At 53.7% G+C, this 13,273-nt stretch carries 17 protein-coding genes; 12 read left to right on the top strand and 5 right to left on the bottom strand.

Annotation, left to right across the window (positions count from 1 at the left end):
• Positions 1 to 614: 614 nt before the first annotated feature.
• The 3 genes from pagP to SERS4_RS0105510 all read left to right on the top strand — a co-directional run bounded on the left by pagP (position 615) and on the right by SERS4_RS0105510 (position 2,252).
• Positions 615 to 1,208 (top strand): lipid IV(A) palmitoyltransferase PagP, encoded by a 594-nt coding sequence (gene pagP, locus SERS4_RS0105500; protein WP_371257922.1) that lies wholly within the window; start codon positions 615 to 617, stop codon positions 1,206 to 1,208.
• Positions 1,209 to 1,444: 236 nt separating this feature from the next.
• A complete protein-coding gene (locus SERS4_RS0105505; protein ID WP_017891764.1) occupies positions 1,445 to 1,930 on the top strand; it encodes a DUF2501 domain-containing protein in 486 nt (161 codons plus the stop codon).
• A 58-nt stretch (positions 1,931 to 1,988) separates the two neighbouring features.
• Positions 1,989 to 2,252 (top strand): DUF333 domain-containing protein, encoded by a 264-nt coding sequence (locus tag SERS4_RS0105510; protein WP_012005436.1) that lies wholly within the window; start codon positions 1,989 to 1,991, stop codon positions 2,250 to 2,252.
• Positions 2,253 to 2,261: 9 nt separating this feature from the next.
• On the opposite strand, the gene SERS4_RS0105515 is transcribed toward SERS4_RS0105510, so the two are convergent.
• Positions 2,262 to 2,879: a hypothetical protein gene (locus SERS4_RS0105515; RefSeq protein WP_012005437.1), complete on the bottom strand. Its 618-nt coding sequence runs from the start codon at positions 2,877 to 2,879 to the stop codon at positions 2,262 to 2,264.
• 258 nt (positions 2,880 to 3,137) lie between these two features.
• Here SERS4_RS0105515 and SERS4_RS0105520 point away from each other — a divergent pair, with 258 nt between their 5' ends.
• The gene (locus tag SERS4_RS0105520) at positions 3,138 to 3,920 is read left to right on the top strand and encodes a DeoR/GlpR family DNA-binding transcription regulator (RefSeq protein ID WP_017891765.1); all 783 of its coding nucleotides are present in this window, start codon (positions 3,138 to 3,140) and stop codon (positions 3,918 to 3,920) included.
• Position 3,921: 1 nt separating this feature from the next.
• Entirely contained in the window at positions 3,922 to 4,305 is a 384-nt protein-coding gene (locus SERS4_RS0105525) for a VOC family protein (protein ID WP_012005439.1), read from the top strand.
• Here SERS4_RS0105525 and SERS4_RS0105530 read toward each other — a convergent pair whose 3' ends face one another.
• Positions 4,306 to 5,214, bottom strand: a complete 909-nt coding sequence (locus SERS4_RS0105530) for a LysR family transcriptional regulator (RefSeq protein WP_012005440.1) — start codon at positions 5,212 to 5,214, stop codon at positions 4,306 to 4,308.
• 126 nt (positions 5,215 to 5,340) lie between these two features.
• Here SERS4_RS0105530 and SERS4_RS0105535 point away from each other — a divergent pair, with 126 nt between their 5' ends.
• The 6 genes from SERS4_RS0105535 to SERS4_RS0105560 all read left to right on the top strand — a co-directional run bounded on the left by SERS4_RS0105535 (position 5,341) and on the right by SERS4_RS0105560 (position 10,017).
• The gene (locus tag SERS4_RS0105535; protein ID WP_012005441.1) at positions 5,341 to 6,222 is read left to right on the top strand and encodes a pirin family protein; all 882 of its coding nucleotides are present in this window, start codon (positions 5,341 to 5,343) and stop codon (positions 6,220 to 6,222) included.
• A 139-nt stretch (positions 6,223 to 6,361) separates the two neighbouring features.
• Positions 6,362 to 6,988 carry an isochorismate family cysteine hydrolase YcaC gene (gene ycaC / locus SERS4_RS0105540; RefSeq protein ID WP_012005442.1) on the top strand — a complete coding sequence of 209 codons (627 nt, stop codon included), beginning with the start codon at positions 6,362 to 6,364 and terminating at the stop codon, positions 6,986 to 6,988.
• A 451-nt stretch (positions 6,989 to 7,439) separates the two neighbouring features.
• A complete protein-coding gene (locus SERS4_RS0105545; RefSeq protein WP_017891766.1) occupies positions 7,440 to 8,609 on the top strand; it encodes a type I restriction endonuclease in 1,170 nt (389 codons plus the stop codon).
• A gap of 212 nt (positions 8,610 to 8,821) precedes the next feature.
• On the top strand, positions 8,822 to 9,157 hold the full coding sequence (locus SERS4_RS0105550; RefSeq protein WP_017891767.1) for a hypothetical protein: 336 nt from the start codon (positions 8,822 to 8,824) through the stop codon (positions 9,155 to 9,157).
• A gap of 63 nt (positions 9,158 to 9,220) precedes the next feature.
• Positions 9,221 to 9,664, top strand: a complete 444-nt coding sequence (locus SERS4_RS0105555) for a thiol-disulfide oxidoreductase DCC family protein (protein ID WP_017891768.1) — start codon at positions 9,221 to 9,223, stop codon at positions 9,662 to 9,664.
• A 95-nt stretch (positions 9,665 to 9,759) separates the two neighbouring features.
• Positions 9,760 to 10,017, top strand: coding sequence for a hypothetical protein (locus SERS4_RS0105560; RefSeq protein ID WP_012005445.1), 258 nt, complete (start codon positions 9,760 to 9,762; stop codon positions 10,015 to 10,017).
• Here the strand turns inward: SERS4_RS0105560 and SERS4_RS0105565 are convergent.
• From SERS4_RS0105565 to SERS4_RS0105575, 3 genes are all read right to left on the bottom strand, one after another.
• Complete coding sequence (locus tag SERS4_RS0105565) at positions 10,011 to 10,562, bottom strand: GNAT family N-acetyltransferase (protein WP_026142227.1); 552 nt, start codon at positions 10,560 to 10,562, stop codon at positions 10,011 to 10,013. The two genes, SERS4_RS0105560 and SERS4_RS0105565, sit on opposite strands and share 7 nt — an antisense overlap.
• A 100-nt stretch (positions 10,563 to 10,662) precedes the next feature.
• Positions 10,663 to 11,415: a DUF2076 domain-containing protein gene (locus SERS4_RS0105570; RefSeq protein ID WP_012005447.1), complete on the bottom strand. Its 753-nt coding sequence runs from the start codon at positions 11,413 to 11,415 to the stop codon at positions 10,663 to 10,665.
• Positions 11,416 to 11,541: 126 nt separating this feature from the next.
• Complete coding sequence (locus tag SERS4_RS0105575; protein WP_017891771.1) at positions 11,542 to 12,327, bottom strand: helix-turn-helix transcriptional regulator; 786 nt, start codon at positions 12,325 to 12,327, stop codon at positions 11,542 to 11,544.
• Between the two features lie 117 nt (positions 12,328 to 12,444).
• On the opposite strand from SERS4_RS0105575, the gene SERS4_RS0105580 reads away from it, so the two are divergent.
• Positions 12,445 to 13,215, top strand: coding sequence for a class I SAM-dependent methyltransferase (locus SERS4_RS0105580; protein WP_017891772.1), 771 nt, complete (start codon positions 12,445 to 12,447; stop codon positions 13,213 to 13,215).
• Positions 13,216 to 13,273: the final 58 nt, after the last annotated feature.

Consider the following 13,273-nt stretch of genomic DNA (forward strand, 5'->3'; position numbering starts at 1 on the left):
TGTATTCGGGGGTTTACGTTGTGACTAATCAGCATTAAATATAGGGCTATTGTTGTTGGTATTTTTCATTGAATGTAATAGATATGTAAAATTTGGCGTATGTAGCCAGATCATGGGGCGCTGGTTGAACGTTCGGTACTTTTGCCTGCGGGTTAAATTGCTGCCTGCCATCCACCCGTTATCGACGACATTGGCCTCTATTGCAGCGATGTAACCCGATATTTACAGCGGCGCTGCCCGACGGGGGCCTGAGCTGGATGGGATCGCCGATATAACGGGTTTTCAGTCCCGATTAAAAACGTGACCGCCGTTACATTTGCTTGCCGGTCGGCAGTAAACATTTCGCTACACCCAGAGTAGAAAAGAAGTTTTCCCACAGGTTTTATAACCGCCAGAACCTGCCGTCGTGGCGGGGCGATTGCGGAGTTTTCTGACAGACGCTGCCCTGAGGGAAGGGTAGCCTGAGCGCCCAAAATCGGCTCTCGCCCCTGATGACGGCTAAACTTAACCAAGTGACAACGAGGGGGGAGAAACAGGCTGGATAAATAAGATACAGCTTGATATTGATTAGGTGATGGGTAAAAATCCCCGGCCTTATTTTTTACAGGAGTTTGATAATGCTTTTTAAACGGACCATTTTGGCTTGCACAGTGGCGCTGCTATTTCCTGCACTACCTTCTTACGCTGAGGTTGGTGCAGAAAATGGCAATTCCGCGCAGGCTGAAAAACCGGGCCTGTGGCAGCGTTTCACCAGTAACGTGGCCGAAACCTGGAACAACTCTCCGAATAAAGATCTCTATGTGCCGGCAATTACCTGGCACAACCGCCTGACTTACAGCCAGGAAAAAATCGACTCGTACAACGAGCGGCCGTGGGGCGGTGGCTATGGCATCTCGCGTTACGACAGCGACGGCGACTGGCATGGCCTCTATATGATGGTATTCAAGGATTCGTTCAATAAGTGGGAACCGATCGGCGGTTACGCTTATGAGAAGATCTGGCGGCCGCTGGAGGACAAGGATTTCCGTCTTGGCCTGGGCTTTACCGCCAGCATCACCGCGCGTGATAACTGGAATTACATCCCTATTCCGGCACCCTTGCCGTTGGCCTCTATCGGTTACAAACAACTGACCTTCCAGGCCACCTATATTCCCGGCACCTACAATAACGGGAACGTGTTCTTTGGCTGGTTCCGCTGGCAGTTCTAATCACCGGCGGGTCGTTCGATCTGCCCCCTGTTGCTGATTATTCAGCAAAAAAATTACCTCAATTCCGAAAAAATCGCGGCATTGTCAGTTAAAAGGAACTTGTCGCCGGTGGTGGCGTCCGAAGATGTGACCCAGCGCATTGCGCTTATTGCACCGGATAGGCCCGCCTGATTTCCCCTGCCGTACAGGGCAATGGAAGCAGGCAGGAATGGCGAGATAACAGGAGTTTTACCCTAATGAACACCAAGCAACGTTTACTGCTGGCACTGACATTGACCACCACTATGACCTGTGGCGCGGCTCAGGCTGCCGGACTGATGGATTCTCTCAGCAGCGCCGCCGGTGAGCTGAGCAAGTCAGGCGACAGCACTGGCGGCACGTCACTGTCTTCACTAACCGGCCTGTTGAACGGCGGTGATAAAGCGCTGAGTTCCAACAGCATGACCAATGCCGCCGGCATCCTGCAGTACTGTGTGAAAAACAACGTACTGTCAGGCAACAGCACTGAAGCGGTACAGGACAAGTTGTTGAGTAAGCTGGGTATCAGCAGCCCTGAGAACGCCAAGAGCCAGGACTACCAGCAAGGGCTGGGCGGTCTGCTGCAAACCGGCGAAGGCAAGAGCCTGGATCTGAACAGCCTGGGTACCTCGCAAATTACCGAAAAAGTGAAGCAAAAGGCCTGCGATCTGGTACTGAAGCAGGGCGCATCCTTTATTTCCTGATAGCGTAAACGGCGGTTAACAACAGTTACCGCCGTTTTAATTTGTATAAGCTGAAAACATGAAAAAAATTCTGATGATCTCGCTGTTCGCAGGGATGGCGATGCTACAGGGCTGCACCATGAACTCCAACGATGCGCCACCCCCACCTAAAATGAAACCGATCGGCATGGCCAATCCGGCAGACGTTTATTGCACCGAGATTGGCGGCAAATTGAATGCCAAACAAAATGCCAACGGCCAGTATTCCACCTGTACCCTGCCTGATGGCCAGGAAATTGAAAGCTGGGAACTGTTTCGCCGCGATCACCCGGTGAAGAAATAAGCGCTCGGGTTAAAACTCACGATCGCTGATCGGCTGTAGCCGCACGCTGCCGTCCGTTTGCGGGGTTAGCGGCAGCCGCCAATTCTGCTGGCTGTTGAGGGTGAAAGGCCGGGAGCGGAAGTTACAGCCGCTTTTGATATTTCTGACCTTCAGGACATACTCGCCGGCCGGATTGGTTTTGAGATGGAAACTGCCGGCCGCGGGAATAAACACTTCGGCCAGCTGTTGCGGCTGGCCGGGCGTTTCCAGTTTGACCAACACCGGAAAATCGTTGTTTTGATTATCCAGCGTCAGTTGCTGCAGGCGCCCGTTGGCCTGGTGTTCCGCCTGGTGCAAGAAACCGGCTGAGGTTGGCCAGGGTTGTCCTGCATTGTCATGCAGGGGGCCACCGCACTGTTCACGTGCCTCGCGCAGCGGCATTTCACGCTGAATAGCCCGGTTGTAATCAGTGGGGATGACCGAGACAAACTCATCGTCATTTTGATGAGCGCGCAGATAGCGCTTGGCGCTGAACACCCCAACGGCGATCAGCATAAAGAAGATAAAAATCGTCAGGCGACTCCTGAAAATTCCCCCAAACAGCCTGCCCGGCAATTGAAACAGCCACTTCACCACTTTTGACAGCATCTTTTTCCCTTAGCGCCCAAGCCGTTACGTTCTGCGGTAACGTTGCTTGCCTCAGTATAGTCAAATCATTCGGGCTGAGGAGAGCGTCTGATGAAATTCCCGTGCTTACCCGATCCCTTCTTCCAGCAACAGCAGCAGTAAATGCCCACCACGACGGCAACCACAAAACCCACCAGCCCAGCCCCGCTTTCGAATTATTTGTACGTTTATGCACATTTGTGTACATTTATGATCACTTGTTCGCCACCGAGAGACAGAATGTCCAAACTGCTCCCCAACCAACGCCATGAAGCGATCCTGACCCTGCTGCAGCAACAGGGGCAGGTGCTGGCGGTCGAAATGGCCGAGCGCCTGAACACCACCGAAGCCACCATTCGGCGCGACCTGCGCCAGTTGGCGGCTCAGAACCTGTGTAAGCGCATTTACGGCGGCGCACTGGCACCGACACCGGCAACCGGACCGATCGAGGCACGACTGCATTTGAGCGGTGATGAGAAGCAGGCGCTGGCGTTGGCCGCACTGGCGTTGATCAAGCAGGATCAGGTGATTTTCCTCGATGCCGGCAGCACCCACCTTTACCTGGCCGATTTGTTGCCCTCTGACCAAGGGCTGACAGTGGTGACCAATTCACTGAGTATCGCCGTCAAAATGCTGGAAAGGCCGGGGATCCGCACTATTTTAATCGGCGGTGAGCTGGATGCCGACATCGGTGGTTGCGTGGACGCTAAAGCGGTGCAGGAAATTGACGGTTTTTATTTCGACATCGCCTTTACCGGCATCTGTGCCTATGAGCCGGGCAGCGGTTTTTCGGCGCTGAATTATCAGGATGCCCAGTTCAAGAAACGCCTGCTGACGCGTTGCGGTAACGTGGCGGTGCTCTGTACCGGCGACAAACTTAATACCTATGCCCCTTACAGTTTCCTCGATGCCAGCCGGGTTGATTATTTGGTAACGCCTCCCGGCCAGCACCCACAGCTCGAACAGCAGGTGACCCACAGCGGTGGCAAGGTGTTGTACAGCGATTCCCCTATTGGAGAGTGAAATGAAAATAGCCCATGTTGCCCTGTGGACCCGTGATATTGATGCGCAGGTGGCGTTCTGGCAGCGTTACTTCAACGGCGTGGCCGGAGAATTGTACGTCAGCAAGAATCGCCCGGGGTTTGTTTCCCGTTTTGTCAGCCTGGCTAGCGGCCCAACGCTGGAGATTATGAGTTTGCCGGAGTTGCTGCCAACGGAGCAGGCCAATGAACGAGTCGGTTGGGCACATATTGCGCTGTCGGTCGGCGACGAGGGCCTGGTCGATCAACTGGCGCAGCGTGCGCAGCAGGAGGGGATCCTGCAAGCGCCGCCACGCTGGACCGGCGATGGTTTTTACGAAGCGATCATCCGCGATCCGGACGGCAACGCCATCGAAATCACCGGCTGATCACTCTTCTTCGATAGTCGCGAACTGCTGCGCCAGATAGTCGAGCAGCAGCCGTACCGCTGGCAATAGCCCACGGCGTGACGGGTAAACCGCATGCACCACGCCGCCCTGTGGCTGCCAGCCGGGTAACAGTTGCACCAGCTCGCCACGCAACATGTCGTCGCGCATCATCATCGACGGCAGTTGCACAATACCGGCGCCGGCAATCGCCGCGGTACGCAACATCAGCATATCGTCGGTAACCAGCCGTGGCCTGTGTTCCCATTCCACTTTTTCGCCGTCCGGCCCGGTCAATTGCCACAGGTGTTGTGCGCGCGCAGGCCCGAGATCGAGCGTGGGATACTTATGCAGATCCTCCGGTCGTTGCACCGGGCCGAGGGTGCGCACCAGTGCCGGGCTGGCGGCGATACACCAGGTGCGCTGCGCCAGGATCTTCAGCACCAGATCGCTGTCTTCCAGCGGCGGTGGCCGCACGCGGATCGCCAGATCCAGGCCTTCCCCCACCACATCTACCCGGCGGTTGGTGGCATCCAGGTGCACCGTGACTTTCGGGTAATCGGCCATAAAGGCCGCCACCATGCTGCCGACACGGGTATGCAGGATCGCCACCGGGCAGGACATGCGCACCGTGCCGCAGGGTTCGGCGCGGGTTTGTTCGATCGCCTGCTGCGCCGCATCGGCCTCCACCAGCATCGCCTTGCAGTGTGCATAGTAGTTCTGGCCGACGTCGGTGACGGAGAAACGCCGCGTTGAGCGTTGGATCAGGCGCACGCCCAGGCGTTCTTCCAACAGTGCCACACGGCGGCTCAGTTTTGACTTGGGAATACCCAGCGCACGACTGGCGGGGGCGAATCCCTGGTGATCGACCACGGCGGCGAAGTAAAACAGATCGTTCAAATCAGTGAACATCGTCTGTCCTTATCGTTCCATTTATAGAACGCTGAGTGTACATCTTGCCTACTACTGCAGCAAATGGCGTTGGATTAAACTTCTGGCATCAACCTAAGGTCGTGAGACCTGAAACAGGAGTTCAAGATGAAAAAGATCCTCGGTATTTACAACAGCCCTGAAGCCCACTGGGTCGGCAACGGCTTCCTGGTGAATTCGCTGTTCTCCTATAACGATCTGGGGGCGGAAATGAGCCCGTTCCTGCTGTTGGATCACGCGGCACCAACCAAGTTCCGCTCTGCATCCGGCACCCGTGGCGTTGGCCAGCACCCGCATCGCGGGTTTGAAACGGTGACCATCGTCTATCAGGGGGAAGTCGAGCATCGCGATTCCACCGGCAGCGGCGGGGTGATTGGCCCTGGTGACGTGCAGTGGATGACTGCCGCCTCGGGTATTTTGCATGAAGAGTTCCATTCACGGGACTTCTCGCGCAACGGCGGCACCATGGAAATGGTGCAGTTGTGGGTAAACCTGCCGGCCAAGGACAAAATGGCTGAGCCGGGTTACCAGACGCTGCTGAATGCGGATATCCCGGTGGTTCCACTGGCGGATGGCGCAGGGCAGGTTCGGGTGATTGCCGGTAGCTTCGGCGACGCAGCAGGCCCGGCACGCACCTTCAGCCCGCTGAATGTCTGGGACATGAAGCTGAACGCCGGTCACACCACCACGCTGACGGTGAAAGAAGGCCATACGCTGGCGCTGGTGATACTGCACGGTGCCATTCATGTTAACGGCGAGGAAGTGGTGCGCGAAACCCAAATGGTCAGGTTTGACCGTGCGGGGGATTCAGTCACTATCGAAGCCAATAACGATGTCAGCTTGCTGGTTCTGAGCGGCGAGCCGATCGACGAGCCTATCGTCGGTTATGGCCCGTTCGTGATGAACAGCGACGCTGAAATCCAGCAGGCTTTCCAGGACTTCAACGGCGGCAAGTTCGGCAGCATGGCAGCTGAACACCAGGCTGGCTAAGCACTGATCCACACTTCAGAACCGATCCGGAAAAACAGCTCCGGATCCGGTTCTACACTTTAAGACAATCTCTGCGCTCTGGCCTTATCGGCCAAGGGCAACTTTAGCCGCAACAATCAAAACCCCACAGGAGTAAACCATGACTGCAAATTACAAACGCCTCGACAAGGATCAGGCCGCCGTATTGCTGGTGGATCATCAGGCAGGGCTGCTTTCACTGGTACGAGATATCGATCCCGATCGTTTTAAAAACAACGTACTGGCATTGGGTGATTTAGCGAAGTATTTCAACCTGCCGACCATTCTGACCACCAGTTTTGAAGATGGCCCCAACGGCCCGCTGGTGCCTGAGCTTAAAGCTCAATTCCCCGATGCGCCCTTTATTCCTCGCCCTGGACAGATCAATGCCTGGGACAACGATGACTTCGTCAAGGCAGTGAAAGCCACCGGTCGTAAACAATTGATTATCGCCGGGGTAGTTACCGAAGTGTGCGTGGCCTTCCCGGCGCTGTCTGCTCTCAGTGAGGGTTTTGAGGTGTTTGTGGTCACCGACGCTTCCGGTACCTTTAACGAACTGACTCGTCAATCGGCCTGGAGCCGGATGGAAGCCGAAGGCGCGCAGTTGATGACCTGGTTCGGCGTTGCCTGTGAGTTGCACCGTGACTGGCGTAACGATGTGGAAGGACTGGGGGCGCTGTTTGCCAATCATATCCCTGATTACCGTAACCTGATGACCAGTTACAGCACGCTGACCAGCGGCAAGTAATTTCTCTGGAGCGCAGCTTCTGGCTGTGCTCCATTTGATTTTAATCAGACGGAGTGATATTGGTTGACTGAACAATTTTAGTAGATAAATCCATCTGTTATACCCATCTTCTTGCCGTTTACCTCGTTCTGTCCCACCAGAGAAATACAAAATATATAAAAGCGAGATACTGAAATTTAATTGTGATTGCAATTATTTAATTTCTATAAGTTTTCTTCTGGTTATGAATGCTGAGCGATTATTTTTGAACTATGTATTAATATTGAATTGATGCCTTTGATCAAAGCTTGCTTGTTCTGCTATATATTTAATGTTTAAGGTTAATATTATTTTATTCAATAAATAAACTCAGCCAGTTGCTGATACGGTAACGTTGGTGAAATTAGTAAACCTTTCTGTAGGTATGACTTTAAGAAATGACCAATTTCTAACACAGCAAGAGGGATGTTTGATGAATGCATTCAGAGACAAGCTTAAAGCACATGTACATCATGTCGCTGCGGTAGGCCAGCATTGCAACACGGAAGAAACAACAAAGCAGGCATTAATTTTACCATTATTGGAAATTCTTGGTTTTCACCCTTATGACCCCACTAAAGTAAAAGCAGAATATGGCGCTGATTTCCCAGGGGTTAAAGTGGGAGAGCGGGTTGATTATTCTCTTTTCTGTCATGCCGTACCTGTCATGTTTATTGAGGCGAAATCCTTCAGTCAAAACTTAACAAACCACAGCCCACAGCTATCTCGTTACTTTAATGCCACCCCAGAAGTCACCGTATCAGCAATCACCAACGGCAAGGAATGGCGGTTCTTTACCGATCTAAAAGATAAAAATATTATGGATGATACGCCCTTCCTTAAGATAGATTTTAATGATTTGAATGACTCTGATATTGAACAGCTTTATAGGTTTAGACACGATCAATTTCAGCCGGAAGCGTTGAGAACCTTGGCTGAAGAAAGCATTTATCTGACTTCATTTACCAAGACCATCAGTGCCAGCCTAAGAGATGTGGACGTGGATTTTGTCAGATATGTGGCGAATCGATCTAACGTCCAACGTCAACTTAACCAGCGTTTTCTTGAGACGATCACCCCTTTGGTGCGCCTGGCCGTGGAGAAAGCGGTTAGTGCAATGGTTGTTTCAGGGTTGTCTGTGACTTCTGAAAATAAAGCGCCGTCTGAAGAGTTTGGTGACGTTAAGAAAAGCAACGAAATCGATCCGCTAGCGCCGATTATTGACCCAGAAAACAGTAAGATAGTTACCACTTTTGCTGAGCGGGCTTTATTTGAAAATGTGGCAATGATCCTGGGTGAAAGTGCAGATTTAACAGCAAAAGATACGGAAAGTTATTTCAGTATTTTGGTTCAGGGGAAGACTACCCGATGGGTGCTACGCTATTTCGACAATAAGCAAAGACCTACCGTATTACTCCCTTTGGAAATCAATGAAGAGAGACATGCCGAAATTATCCGAGCGGGTTTAGAACTTGCGGCTGGAGGGCATATTATTATTGACCGACCTGAGAATATCTTGCGGCTAACAGGTCTGATTATCGACTCCTACCATTATTGTATTGATGATGAAAACTTCAGACAGAAGAAAAAAACGCAGTCGTAAAAATGGTTAGGCTGAATGCCTTCCATATTGTACAGCCGTGTGTTCTCAACAAAAGTTTCTTCATGATCTTTACATAATCCTTAAGCTTTCATCACGTTAGCGCTGGTATGTAAGCAAAGATCATCGGGGGTGAAAAGGTCGTGAAAAGCGACTTTCTCATGGGCCGGGGGCGGAGTAGGTTAAATCCAATCCCGGCAAATGAGGTCAATAACATGAAAAATACCGTCAAATTACTGGCACTGCCTTTTCTGGCTGGCGTGACGCTGTTCAGCGTCAGTGCGCTTTCCGCTCCGGCTCCGGCCGATAAAAATGCCTCACCGCCGCCTGAGCAAGGCTTCCGCTTGCCGCCGTTCCCTGGCGGGCATATGCCCAAACCGGGTTTCTGCCACGGGGGCGAGCTATTTTGCGCGACTTCCGCCAGTGATAATCCAACTGAAACCATCAATAAGCTAACGTCGGTGATCCCGGCCGGCAGTGCCAAACATTATGAGGTGCGTATCTCTGTGGTGGCATTACCGGATAACCCTCCGGCCCCGCCTGCGCCTTAAACGGGCCTGCTGGCACTGAGGGGAAATGCGCGTTAGTCTGGTGGCAACCCCTCAGGAGGCAGGATGAATCGGCCAGGACTCCCCCCTTATCTGCAACCCGGTGATCGGGTGCTGTTATTCGATGGTGAATGTAATCTGTGCCACGGGCTGGTGCGATTTTTGATCCGTGCCGATCGGCAAGGCAAGATCATGCTGGCCACGGTGCAATCCGAGGAAGGGCAGGCCATTCTGCGCTGGCTGGCGTTACCTACCGATCGTTTTGACTCCATTGTTTACCTGGCACAGGGCCAGCATTGGCTGCGCTCGGCGGCGTTCTTTCAGGCACTGCGGCAGCTTGGCTGGCCATTTCGCCTGCTGGCGTTGGCTCGCTTTCTGCCGCAACGGCTGGCGGATGCGTTATACAATGCGGTGGCGCGTAACCGCTATCGGCTGTTTGGTCGCAACGACGGCAGCGCCTTGCCTGGGCTTGAGCTGCCGGAGCGCTATCTGCATCGTCGTGGCGAATAAACTCGCTGAGCTTTACGCTTCTTTACCCTTTAATCGATTGAAATATCAGCGTTCCGGCCCCATATAATGGAACGTTCAGCCAATCGGGAGAGAGTATGGGAATCAGTGAAGAAGAGCACATCCGCCGTTTAAGTCAGGAAAAGAATACGATGGGGAATACGGCGAAATGGGTAGCGATTGTTTCTGCCATTTACTTTGCCCTGATGGTGTTTTACGGCCATCCGATCGGCGTACTGACCATGTCCGGGCTGATTTTTATCGTATCCACCACCACCTGGCTGAAGAAACGCCAGAAGGTGAAGTCCTACCGCCGGGAACTGGCGAAAATCAACGACGAACCTCCGGTTCAGTAGCCCTGATAGTCCCTGCGCGTGATGCTGTAGACCAGGCTGGGCGTATCGCCGGGCACGTCATCGAGGGTATCAACACGACGTAAACCTGCTTTTTCCAGCACGCGGCACGAGGCCCGATTTTTTTCACGAACAATCGCGGAAATTTCTGCCAGCCGTAGCTGTTCGAAACCATATTCCAGCGCGGCTTGTGCCAGTTCCGTAGCCAATCCTCGGCCCCAAACCTGTGTGTCAAAACGATAGCCCAGATTCACCGTACGTTGGGCCCCCAGCGGCCGCCAGGAAATCCCGCCAAATCCAATAATCCACTCCGGCCGTTCATGCAGCGCAATCGCCCAGGAACCATAGCCGTGCTGCCGCCAGCTTTCGATCCGCTCCGACAACGCTTGCTGTGCCAACTGCTCATTGGCGACAGGCCCGGCGGGGTTAAAGCGTTGCGTTTCCGGATCGCCAAAAATAGCGTAAAAGCGGGCAACATCGTCGGCTACCGGCGGACGCATCAGCATGCGGGCGCTGACAAAAGGGGGAGTTGAGGGAATTTGCGGCATGGTTTCTCGTCACTTGCGGTCATTGGCAAGGGTTAACTGTAGACCAGGATGCGGGGAACAAGAAACATTAAACCCCTCCCCGGACGGAGAGGGGGCGGCATCAGATAAACGAATCGTCGTCGCTGTAGTCGTCATCAGAGAAGTCGGTGTTATCATCGTTTTGATAATCCGCGTTCTGGAAACCGTTGTCCTGATTGAGGAAGCGACTATCGCCACCGTTGAAGGTGTCCAGGTTGTTGGAAGCGTCGAAATTGCTCATCGCGCTGTCATCCACCGGCGTTGCCGGGGTCTCGTCGATAATGTTCACAATCTCTTGCGGTTGCGAGTGACGGAACATGCCGGTCAGCATATCGGCCAATACCACCCCGCCTGCCACGCCGGCAGCGGTCTGCAATGCCCCACCAAGGAACCCACCGGCGCGTGAAGGTGCTGCCTGTTGTGGCTGGCTGTAAGCCGGTTGCTGCTGTTGCTGAGCATAGCCCGGCTGTGTCTGATTGTTCCACGCCGCATTATTTTGCTGTTGTGCCTGATACTGCTCGCGCGGGCTTGGCGTGCTGCGGTTACCGCCGCCGAACAGCCCGGCCAGAAAGCCGCCGCTGCTTGGCTGGCTGGCGTTATTTTGCTGCTGTTGGGCTAGTTGGCCCTCCAGATCTTTCACCCGCTGATCCAACTGTTTGAGCGCCGCTTCCTGAATGATCATCGCCTGCGCCATGTAATAGGGCGCGGAAGGCTGTTCACGGATGTGCTGGTTGATTTGCTGCTCTGCCTGGAGATCCCTCTGGCCCGTCTTGGTCTCGGCTTCTTTCAAGCGGCCAAACAGACCATCGATAAGACGTTGTTCTTCGGATTGCATAGGATTACCTCAAGGAGATGAATAACGTTACTGGATGATGGATATCATCGGTAGCTATCACCCTAGCGCGTTTATATGAACCAATAAATAAATGGCAGGTAAACCTGTTTATGAATTTGTTACCAGTTACGGCAGAGGGATCAGCATCACCAGCTTCAACCCGCTATTTTCCGCCGGGTTAAACGTCAGTTGCCGATAGCGCAATGTCCCCTGTTGCAAGTGGGTAAACGCACGCTCGCCACCTTCTCGTGCCAGCACGTCCTGCTGTTTCCACCAGTGGTTAAAGGCCTCACTGTTGTGCGTCATGTTACGCACGAAAGCACGCATTTCTTCCGTGTTCTGATGGTGACTGGTTTCGGCCCGAAACTCGGCGACCACGCGTCGCGCGCGGTCATCCCAGTCGCTGACCAGGGTTTTGGCCAACGGATGGAAGAACATAAAGTGCAACAGGTTGGGGGTAGCGGCCTGACCCAGCCAACCGCTGAACAGGCTTTCCGCCTGCGGGTTCCAGGCAACGACATTCCAGGTGATATCCAGCAGGTAGCAAGGCCCCGTTACCTGGTGAACGCTTTGCAACACGGCGCTATTCGCCGTTTCCTGATGCTGCTCCTGTTCGGGATCGGCTACCCGAGCCAGGGTAAACAGGTAGTGACGTTCGGCTGCTCCCAACCGTAGCGCTTTGGCAATGCGTGCCAGCGTATGGGGGGATATGGAAACTTCGCGCCCCTGTTCGATCCAGGTATACCAGGTGGCGCTGATACCGCTGATTTGTGCCAGCTCTTCACGGCGCAGGCCGCTGGTGCGACGGCGTGGGGCGCTGGGTAAACCCAACATTTCCGGTGTGATGCGTTCCCGGTGCGCACGCAGGAAGGCCCCCAGGGCTTTAGGGCCGGATAAGGCTTCTGATTGCATAGACTGGTACCTCATGATACTAGGATAACTGCTTATATTGTACCCGTATAATAAGCCAATTATAGTCATTGAAAGCCATCCGGCACAGGCGCAAGCCATACAATAAAGGGAGCACCTATGAGCATCAGCAATAGCCATAAAAATGCGGTCGACCGCCAGTTTGGTGAGCAGGCCAGCGCCTACCTGACCAGTGCAGTGCATGCACAGGGAAAGGATTTACAGCGGCTGGCACGACTGCTGGAACCCCATGCCAACGCCAAATTACTGGATCTGGGTTGTGGCGCAGGGCATGCCAGCTTTACTGCTGCGGCTAAAGTGGCGCAGGTGGTGGCCTATGATTTATCGGCGCAGATGTTGGATGTGGTAAGCCAGGCGGCGCAGGATAAAGGTTTCAACAACATTCAGGTGCAGCAGGGCGTGGCAGAATCGCTGCCGTTTGACGATGCCAGCTTTGATGTGGTGATCAGCCGTTACTCGGCGCACCACTGGCATGACGTCGGTCAGGCGCTGCGCGAAGTTCGCCGGGTATTGAAACCGGGCGGCAGGGCCATCTTTATGGATGTGGTTGCACCGGGGCATCCGCTGTTGGATATCTATCTGCAAACCGTAGAGGTACTGCGTGATACTTCACATGTGCGCAATTACGCACCAGGTGAATGGCTGAGTCTGCTGACAGAGTCTGGATTGTTGGTTCGGGAGGTGACGTCGGATCGGCTTTATCTGGAGTTCAGCAGTTGGGTGGAGCGCATGCGTACGCCAGAACATTTCGTCACTGCGATTCGCGCGTTGCAACAGGGACTCTCTGAAGATGTGCTGCAGCATTTTGCCATCGAGCCGGACGGTTCATTCACCAGCGACATTATGATGTTTGAAGTCGTCAGAGGTTAAATAATTCAGGGCAGCCGATATACCCTTCATTTTCCCGATGGCAAGCGGAAACACGTGG

It is taken from the genome of Serratia sp. S4 (genome assembly GCF_000347995.1).
Classification (GTDB): domain Bacteria; phylum Pseudomonadota; class Gammaproteobacteria; order Enterobacterales; family Enterobacteriaceae; genus Serratia; species Serratia quinivorans.

Coding starts and splice junctions, on each gene's coding strand:
- SERS4_RS0105505 (WP_017891764.1), top strand. CDS start 1,445: ATGAACACCAAGCAACGTTTACTGCTGGCACTGACATTGACCACCACT.
- SERS4_RS0105510 (WP_012005436.1), top strand. CDS start 1,989: ATGAAAAAAATTCTGATGATCTCGCTGTTCGCAGGGATGGCGATGCTA.
- SERS4_RS0105515 (WP_012005437.1), bottom strand. CDS start 2,879: ATGCTGTCAAAAGTGGTGAAGTGGCTGTTTCAATTGCCGGGCAGGCTG.
- SERS4_RS0105520 (WP_017891765.1), top strand. CDS start 3,138: ATGTCCAAACTGCTCCCCAACCAACGCCATGAAGCGATCCTGACCCTG.
- SERS4_RS0105525 (WP_012005439.1), top strand. CDS start 3,922: ATGAAAATAGCCCATGTTGCCCTGTGGACCCGTGATATTGATGCGCAG.
- SERS4_RS0105530 (WP_012005440.1), bottom strand. CDS start 5,214: ATGTTCACTGATTTGAACGATCTGTTTTACTTCGCCGCCGTGGTCGAT.
- SERS4_RS0105535 (WP_012005441.1), top strand. CDS start 5,341: ATGAAAAAGATCCTCGGTATTTACAACAGCCCTGAAGCCCACTGGGTC.
- ycaC (WP_012005442.1), top strand. CDS start 6,362: ATGACTGCAAATTACAAACGCCTCGACAAGGATCAGGCCGCCGTATTG.
- SERS4_RS0105545 (WP_017891766.1), top strand. CDS start 7,440: ATGAATGCATTCAGAGACAAGCTTAAAGCACATGTACATCATGTCGCT.
- SERS4_RS0105550 (WP_017891767.1), top strand. CDS start 8,822: ATGAAAAATACCGTCAAATTACTGGCACTGCCTTTTCTGGCTGGCGTG.
- SERS4_RS0105555 (WP_017891768.1), top strand. CDS start 9,221: ATGAATCGGCCAGGACTCCCCCCTTATCTGCAACCCGGTGATCGGGTG.
- SERS4_RS0105560 (WP_012005445.1), top strand. CDS start 9,760: ATGGGAATCAGTGAAGAAGAGCACATCCGCCGTTTAAGTCAGGAAAAG.
- SERS4_RS0105565 (WP_026142227.1), bottom strand. CDS start 10,562: ATGCCGCAAATTCCCTCAACTCCCCCTTTTGTCAGCGCCCGCATGCTG.
- SERS4_RS0105570 (WP_012005447.1), bottom strand. CDS start 11,415: ATGCAATCCGAAGAACAACGTCTTATCGATGGTCTGTTTGGCCGCTTG.
- SERS4_RS0105575 (WP_017891771.1), bottom strand. CDS start 12,327: ATGCAATCAGAAGCCTTATCCGGCCCTAAAGCCCTGGGGGCCTTCCTG.
- SERS4_RS0105580 (WP_017891772.1), top strand. CDS start 12,445: ATGAGCATCAGCAATAGCCATAAAAATGCGGTCGACCGCCAGTTTGGT.